This window comes from Candidatus Saganbacteria bacterium (assembly GCA_016223245.1).
Classification (GTDB): domain Bacteria; phylum Margulisbacteria; class WOR-1; order XYC2-FULL-46-14; family XYC2-FULL-37-10; genus JACRPL01.
In genome coordinates this window covers 63314-70941 of the sequence record JACRPL010000011.1, presented here as the reverse complement: position 1 = coordinate 70941, position 7628 = coordinate 63314, and the positions used below count along the sequence as shown (strand labels likewise).

The 7628-nt window shown below is 40.3% G+C and carries 7 protein-coding genes; 2 read left to right on the top strand and 5 right to left on the bottom strand.

The annotated features are described in order from the left end of the window. The first annotated feature begins 23 nt into the window (after positions 1–23). Complete coding sequence (locus HZC34_04770; protein MBI5701145.1) at positions 24–305, top strand: hypothetical protein; 282 nt, start codon at positions 24–26, stop codon at positions 303–305. Beyond that, a complete protein-coding gene (locus tag HZC34_04765; protein MBI5701144.1) occupies positions 306–671 on the top strand; it encodes a hypothetical protein in 366 nt (121 codons plus the stop codon). Between the two features lie 76 nt (positions 672–747). On the opposite strand, the gene HZC34_04760 is transcribed toward HZC34_04765, so the two are convergent. From HZC34_04760 to HZC34_04740, 5 genes are all read right to left on the bottom strand, one after another. Further along, positions 748–2688, bottom strand: coding sequence for a hypothetical protein (locus HZC34_04760; GenBank protein ID MBI5701143.1), 1941 nt, complete (start codon positions 2686–2688; stop codon positions 748–750). Positions 2689–2722: 34 nt separating this feature from the next. Further along, a complete protein-coding gene (locus tag HZC34_04755; protein ID MBI5701142.1) occupies positions 2723–3700 on the bottom strand; it encodes a hypothetical protein in 978 nt (325 codons plus the stop codon). Between the two features lie 7 nt (positions 3701–3707). Then, positions 3708–5306 (bottom strand): immune inhibitor A, encoded by a 1599-nt coding sequence (locus HZC34_04750; GenBank protein MBI5701141.1) that lies wholly within the window; start codon positions 5304–5306, stop codon positions 3708–3710. A 111-nt stretch (positions 5307–5417) separates the two neighbouring features. Next, positions 5418–5723 carry a virulence protein gene (locus HZC34_04745; GenBank protein ID MBI5701140.1) on the bottom strand — a complete coding sequence of 102 codons (306 nt, stop codon included), beginning with the start codon at positions 5721–5723 and terminating at the stop codon, positions 5418–5420. Positions 5724–5751: 28 nt separating this feature from the next. Then, entirely contained in the window at positions 5752–7602 is a 1851-nt protein-coding gene (locus HZC34_04740) for a hypothetical protein (protein ID MBI5701139.1), read from the bottom strand. Between the last annotated feature and the right edge of the window lie 26 nt (positions 7603–7628).

Here is a 7628-nt window from a genome sequence, read left to right as displayed (position 1 = left end):
TACTTGCTTTTAGAGGTGGGGGGATGAATCCAAAACTCGACCAAATATCAAGAGACCTGAATATTTCTTCGGAAGAATTGCTCAACCGCAGTTTGCTTGCATACTTAGAGCATGAATTAAGGCTTGCAGAAGAAGATATCGCCGACTTGCGGGACAAATACCAGGTCGCAAGCAGGAAGGAACTTGAAGAAAAGATCAAAACAAAGGAAATTGCCAGCCACCCCGCATGGGAAGACCTAATTGCTTGGGAAAATACTGACAAATACATCGAAAAATTAAAAATTGAAATCAAGGGACTAAAATAATTGCTTGAGCTGTATAATCGCTTAAAGAAAATCGCCGAAACCGAATACAAAGAAATAATTGACCATGCGGAGTTTATCCACAAAAGGACAATTGGATCAGCTAAACTTCGCATTTTCATCAAAAACCACTCCTTTTTGGATATTTGGCTGTCCGAATCAGGCAAATATTCCTACCACTGGGAAGATAGGGCTCAAACCGGAAAAATTTATCGTTATGATAACGCTCCTGATTTCCCTAAGATTAAAACCTTTCCAAAGCACATCCATTACGGCGATGAGAAAACTATCAAACAAAGCTCTCTTTCTGATAACCCGCAAGAAGCAATCCGTGAAATCTTAAAATTCATCAAAGATAATATCGCTTGATCTCCTGTTATCCTGATATTCTTCCCACTGATGTCCTGCTGATCTCCTGCCACATCCTCATCTACTCATGATACCGCTAGAACTTCGCGCCCATCCCGAACTTCACACCAATTTCTTTATAACTGTCCAAAGAAGTCCTTTTAGTTGATCCTGGAGTAAGATCGGGATAAACAATTACCCCTGCTTCTTTAAGATACGCAGCCTCGATTGCAAGATCGGCATAAAATTTCTCCTGCGTGTACCCGACCCCCATTGTATAGACAGCCTGCTTTATATCATCATTTTTGGGATAATTCGGATCAGTTGCAAAGTTTGGCAATTTATCAAGGCGATTATAATTCCCGACCCTTAAGGCCCAATTCTTATTTAAAGAATATTCGAGCCCCATCCTTGCATCGTACCAACCATAGTCAAAATGATCGATAACATCGATATTTAACAAAAGAAAATCGGTCGGCTTATATGAAAGCCCCAGCCCTGCTTGAGAAGCCCCTGGGATAGAAAACGCCTTTGTTGTTCCATCATCAATTTTCAAAGTCCCGGAATAGCTAGTGGTCAAAGCTAAAATAGCACCAATGCTAATTTGGGGATGCGGCGCATATAAAACACCGCTCTTTGCCCCAATTCCAGTCCCTCTAAACTTGTAGCTATATTCCGTACCTGCAACCGTCCTTGTAACGGTAGCCTGCTTATCTATCATAAGCAGGCCAGATCCAGTCATAAAATTCGGAGCAAAGGCAGCTCCTCCAAATATTCCGAAATTTACAGCCCAATCATCCAAAGAAAAACCAGGGCTTGTTTTCCCATCAATAAAAAGATTGTCCGTACTTACATGCAGGCCATATGTCGCGCCTTGCACCTGGAGTATCCCGTTGAATTCGTTAGGATAAAATGGGCTTTCACGATACCCTCCGTACAATGTTTTGGCATTGCCCGCGCTGGTTCCGGCAGAATTGTAACGATATTTCCACCCTAGGCTTATTTGTGTTTCAGGAATTTGGGCCAACCCGGCCGGATTGTATTTAGCTACATCAGGGCCAGTTGCCTGCCCTATAAAAGCTTCGCCCATGCCGGTAGCGCGCGATGTGATCTTCGCTTTTCTTTTGACCATATCTGCCAGAGAAATAGTCTCCAGCGGCAATTGTTTTGCAACGTAGCCTGATTTTATATCCCCAAAAGTCAATTGCGGGATAATTTTTGCGATAGACGAATCCTTTGAAACACTAACAATTTCAACTTCGCCGACTTTTTCATCGGGAAGCTGGATTGCCCCAGATGCTCCTTCTTGAGAAATGCTTTCGGCTTTTTCGGATATCTCGAAAAAGTCGCCTAACTTTATACCCATATTTTTACCGGACCCGATCGCGACAAGAAGATCTTTGTTGTTGACTTTTAAGACTCTGGTTTCATTTGGATTATACTTCAGCAATTGAACATATAACTGTGAGGCAAGCCTCCCAACATCTGATAGATCAGATTCGAGGAGGTCCTCGCTTGCAATTATTTTTGCCGTATTTACATCAATTGCTTTGACATTCATGGACAATTCAGAAATAACTGTAGTAAATATTTCTTCCTGCTGAGGCAACATTAAAATAGGTGGGAAAACAAAGGCTAAAGGCAAAATTGTGGTTCCCAAAGATTTCTTGCGATATAAAGAGGCCATCCTTTGCCCGGTATAAACATTTCCCGTGATCACAACTTCTGCGCTTAACAGTTTCCCGATCTTCTTATAATCGTATTCGCCTCCGACGAGGATCTGCGGAAAATTTTGTTCTTTAAGTATCTTTTGTATTTGCGTCCTTTCCAAAACATCGAACCTATCTGTTTTAACTAGTTCCGAAGCGATCCTGTCTGCTATCACGCCGCTGTTGAGACTTTTCCCGCCTGTATCGCCAGACAGAAAATCGACTATGGCTATACGTAATTTTCCTTTGGCAAAAGAAGCTCCTTCCATTAACGGCAAAACAATAAGGACAAGAATTACTAAACATAAAATTCGTTTGACTATTTTCATTTTTGCTCCTTTAATTTTTTTTATTTTGCAACTTTTACTCCCTGATCACTGTTTTATTTAGAACGCCTCCTTTTGCATCTTCCTTCTCCTTCAGATATGCGTCATATTCTTTTTCAGTGTCTGATTTTTTATCATAATCGCCTCTTGCAAACATCATAATTGGCAGACCAATAATCGCGCCAGAACCGGTTGCAGTCAGAACCGCTCCAAAGGCCATAGCAAAATTATTAAAATTATGCCTGCTATTCTCAAGTCTTTCGGATTCTTTTGCAAGAGCGTCCTCTGCGGCCGTTAATCTTTTAAAGTGGTCTTGACTTGTCTGACCTATTAAATGAAGAACTTTTTCATAATTCAATTCAAAATCGCTTTTAATAGATTTTTCCCATATTCCAAGCCCGGCATAAAGCAGCCCTCCACTTAACAATCTTCCGCTAGAGTTGCTATTAGAAAACAATCCCGACAATGCCATCAAGCCTCCAAGTCCGATCATAACATTTGAGGTATGCTCTTTTCTATTTTTTTCTTTTTCAATCAATCTTTTAATTCTTGGCTCTGCCGAAATTATCATCAAGCTTTCAGATGTAGCCAATTGCAAAGCCTGGGTCTCTTTGGGCATAGTTTGCGGCGCAGAAAACTCGATCGTAGAGCTGTCGCCAATAGTACCCAATCCATGCATTAAAAATTGGGAATTATTATCAATTGCGGCATCTTCTTTAATTAATTTGATCCCTTTTTTAGGCTGGGAATAATTGATAGTTTTAGTAAATCTCTTATTCTTTTGGATTATTATTTCTCCCTCAAAAACAATATCGTACCCATTTTTAATTTGAAGCAGGTGCAATCCGGATTCGATCTTGTCAAGATAAAAAGGGGTTGCGCCGACAGACATATTATCAATATAAACATAGCTTTCAATTGATGGGATCGCAATTACGCTTATTTGGCCATAGTCGGCATTTGCCTTCGGCGAGAAGCAAACTGTTAAAATTAACAATAATAAAAGTTTTTTCATTATATAATTACCCTTCAATAGCGATATCATCTATATAGAATCCATCATAATAAATATATCCATCGGTCTTATATCGAAATCTTAAGTAAATTGTTTTGCCTGCATATGAAGAAAGATTAATGCTTTTTTGTATCCAGGATAATTGACTGCCGCTATAAAAATTCGCGATTGTCCAGCTTGACCCATTTTCGGATAATTCTATTATCAAATTATCGTAACTGACTTCCGAGCGATAGTATGTCCAAAAACTTAATGTTTCTGTTGTTGAGGCTATAACGATCGGGTTTTTAATAGTGAGTGTATTATTCAGATTGTTGCCCGCCCCAGAATAAAAACTCGAACTTCCGCTATGGACAGCAGCGTTCGAAACCGAAAATCCCGAAACATTCCATTTGTCTAAGCCACTTTCTGCATTATCAGTAAAATTCGGAATTGTCGTCGAAGTAGTGCTTGTGGTTGTTGTCGTGGTCGTAGAAGTAGATGTGGTAGTCGAAGCTGTACTGCTTTCAGTTGTGATGCAAATTTCGTTTGAATAATCACTTTCGGTATAAACATTATTAATAGCCTTTATCTTATAATAGTAGGTTTTGTCGTTGCCTAATCCAGCATCTACGGCCTCATTGGTTAGCCCAACGGTCCTTATTTTTGCAAAGCCACTCTCACTAGAAATGCTTCTATAAATTTGATATCCCATGAGATTAGGCTCATTATTTGATCCCCAGCTTATGGATGCGGTAGTATTTTCAACTGTACCAACCAATCCTAGAGGCGCAGACATAGAAGAATTAACCAGAGTGCTTGGCGCATAATCATAAAATCTTATTTCGTCCGGAGTTTTTTGGAAAGCATAATCAAAAACAATGTTCTCGGCATCAATGCTGATAATTTTAATCTTGCCAAAGAAATTGTTTGAATATTTCAATAAAATACAATAGACATCTCCGATTTTAAGCTTATATTCTCCTTCGTCGGCTCTGTTGTATCCTATCGAATAATATGACCCGCTATACTTTTCTACTACCTGGCTTAGGTCTTTTACTTCGGGATTGAAATAGGTTAAGTCGACTAACCCGCCATCAAAAACATATACTGTCGAGCCATTGCGATCCCCGTCAAAATATAAAGCGTGCGAAGAATAATTCATTAAATAATCCATATCCCCATAATATCGATCTACAACAGTTCCATTGAAAAAATCGAAGCTCTTTCCCAATGGCAACGTTGCTCTGCCATATTTTATTGTGCTCGAAGGCAGCCCGCTGTCAACACATATTTTTACTTTTTTATAAACATCTTCTCGCCCATTTGTAATTATAAAATCCATTTCCGACGTCCCCGCTTGGCTCGGAGCTTGAAAAACAATTTTCTTATTCTGCGCCAATGCCAAGGTTTCTCCTGTCCCGATCTTATAGAATAGTTTGTTTCCATCCGAATCTAGCGCATTTACCGAGAACAAAATAAAGCTATTTGGGGCTACGGCTTCGGGAGAAATAAGAACCGACTGCAAAATTGGCTTATTTGCTTGAGATGCCGGTGCCGTTGAGCATCCAGCAAAGAAGATAGCCATTCCCATTAGAACGAAACTAAAAAGTATTTCTTTCCTCATGTTACCTCTTTATTAGCAATCTTGTTGCCAATTAAAAATAATTTCACAAGCAAGGAATCATCGTCATTTTTTATCACTACAACGCCAAATATTCCAAGCATTCATCTCCAATCAGCCAAATAAATACCGTAGCCCAACTGACGACAATCCGTCGCCAACGGCCAAGATCACATCCAAAGAATACAAGGCGACTGGCTTGTCGGATTTTGCAATATGCATTTTTTGCATATTCCTTTTTTTGTCAACTTCCCCATATTTAAAAATATTATGAATATGCCTTGAAACAACCGATTGGTCAACATCATACAGCTGAACAATTTGGATTTGAGTCGCCCAAATTGTTTCACTCCCCGCATCAGCCCTCAATTCAAGAGCTCCAACGGGGCTTTGATAGATAATAAGTTGTTTATCGTTCATTTTATCGCACATTCACGCGGAATATAACTTATCTCGCCCCCAATACATTGACCATCCATCCTATCATCATCAAATCTTGATTCTTCCCATCAATCCCAAGCGCGCTTATCGAACTTGAGCTTATGCCTGATACTTTATAATTATGCGTAAGGTTATAAACATAATCATTCTTGTCGGTTAAGACAACGTTTGCGGAATAATCCCCTGCTTCGACGCTTCCATATCCGACCAAGCCGAAGTATCCGGAAGAAAAGGATATTGGGTTTCCCGACGGATCCTGCGCAAACACGGATTTCAGCTTATTGTAAAAATTATTGTTGTTGTCAAACCATAAGATCACAGCTTGATACATAATGTTATAGCCGGCCTTGGCCTTGGTTGGCAATGTCATAAAAGCCGCTTCTTTATCTGTTTTATCGCGAGTTATCTTCCATGTATCCCCTTCTCTTGCCATAGAAAAAGTCTTATCAAGCGAATATGTTAAATTCGAGCCGGTATAATCATAGCTTGCGGTTTTCTTGCCCGCCCCCGACATTTCAACCTTTGCAGCAACCGTAGCAGCTTTTTTATTTATTGTGACGCCTGTAGCCGAAAGCTTATAAGATGTAATGTTGTTTTGCCCAAAAGTGCTTGTCAAATTGTCCTGGTATCCGCTTTTATAATATTTATAGCTTGTCTCGTACCAGTCCAAATAATTGTCGGATATTGTCGACATGACTTGCGTAATATCCATATTTTTCATTCCAAGCTCGTAAGCTGTTAGTTGCGAATTGATCACGGCATTATCGTCAATTGTTGAGGAAGGCGTCGCGCTGATCTCTGCGGATTTCGCGCTTTCATTCCCGGATAAATCGACAGCCGTAATTTGATAATAATAAACCGTGCCGTTGGAAACATCCGCATCAAGATATGAATTAGATGCAATATTAAGTATTGCCGTATTTGAAGTTGTCGTACCATCGGATGATTTCGTCTTTCTGTAAACATTATAATGGTTTAGATCGCTCTCCTGATTGCTGTCCCATTTCAAACTAACCTGATATTCTCCGCCTGTTGCTGTAAAATTTGCCGGCGCGGCAGGCGCCGAAGTATCCACCGACGCTAGGGTTTTAATAGTAACAACAACAGAGGGGCCGCTCTCATTGCTGCTTGTGTCAACTGCGGTGACCTTATATTGATAAGTCTTGTTTGAGGCAAGAGATGTGTCGGAAAAATAATTAGAAACTATTGGTTTTTTATTGATCTTATTGAATAACGCTTCATCTTCGGTTTTTCGGTAAATATTGTACCCGGAGAGGTCTGCCTCCGAATTTTTCTGCCAATCCAAAGAAACGGTCGTGGTACCGGAAGAAACGGAAAGGCTTACTGGAGCCGCCGGCGCTATTTTGTCGACAAGTGTAAATATTATTACCGCGGCGATGGAAAGATCGCTATCTGATCCATCCCCAATCGATCTTACGGCATAAATATACGTTTGCCCGCTTTCAACCGAATGATCGCTGTATTTATTAACTTTGCCTTGGGTTGAGAGCAGGTTAAAATCGGAGCTTCCAGCGCTCATTCGATATATTTTATATCCTGTCACATGCGCATTTGGGCTATCTTTCCAAGTTAATTCGACATAGGTATCAGTTGCTTGGGCCGAAACGCTATCAGGAGGAAGGAGTATCTGCTTCGCAAGGGTGGTTGTAGTTGTTGATACAATAACCGTTGTGGTAGTCGAAGTTGTCGAGGAAGTTGAAGTAGTGCTGGTTGCGGTTGTCGTAGTACCTTTGTCTAATGCGCTTCCTACTAATTCTTCCGGCGGCTTATTGCATCCGGTTAAAACTATTCCCAAAATTCCAAAAACAATAACACCAACCAATATTTTACTTCTCATTTCTTCCTCCGGTTTATTCCAACTTC

What these genes read in the sequence shown, in the direction of transcription:
- HZC34_04750 (MBI5701141.1), bottom strand. Translation starts at nt 5,306, where the DNA reads ATGAGGAAAGAAATACTTTTTAGTTTCGTTCTAATGGGAATGGCTATC.
- HZC34_04740 (MBI5701139.1), bottom strand. Translation starts at nt 7,602, where the DNA reads ATGAGAAGTAAAATATTGGTTGGTGTTATTGTTTTTGGAATTTTGGGA.
- HZC34_04760 (MBI5701143.1), bottom strand. Translation starts at nt 2,688, where the DNA reads ATGAAAATAGTCAAACGAATTTTATGTTTAGTAATTCTTGTCCTTATT.
- HZC34_04755 (MBI5701142.1), bottom strand. Translation starts at nt 3,700, where the DNA reads ATGAAAAAACTTTTATTATTGTTAATTTTAACAGTTTGCTTCTCGCCG.
- HZC34_04745 (MBI5701140.1), bottom strand. Translation starts at nt 5,723, where the DNA reads ATGAACGATAAACAACTTATTATCTATCAAAGCCCCGTTGGAGCTCTT.
- HZC34_04770 (MBI5701145.1), top strand. Translation starts at nt 24, where the DNA reads ATGAATCCAAAACTCGACCAAATATCAAGAGACCTGAATATTTCTTCG.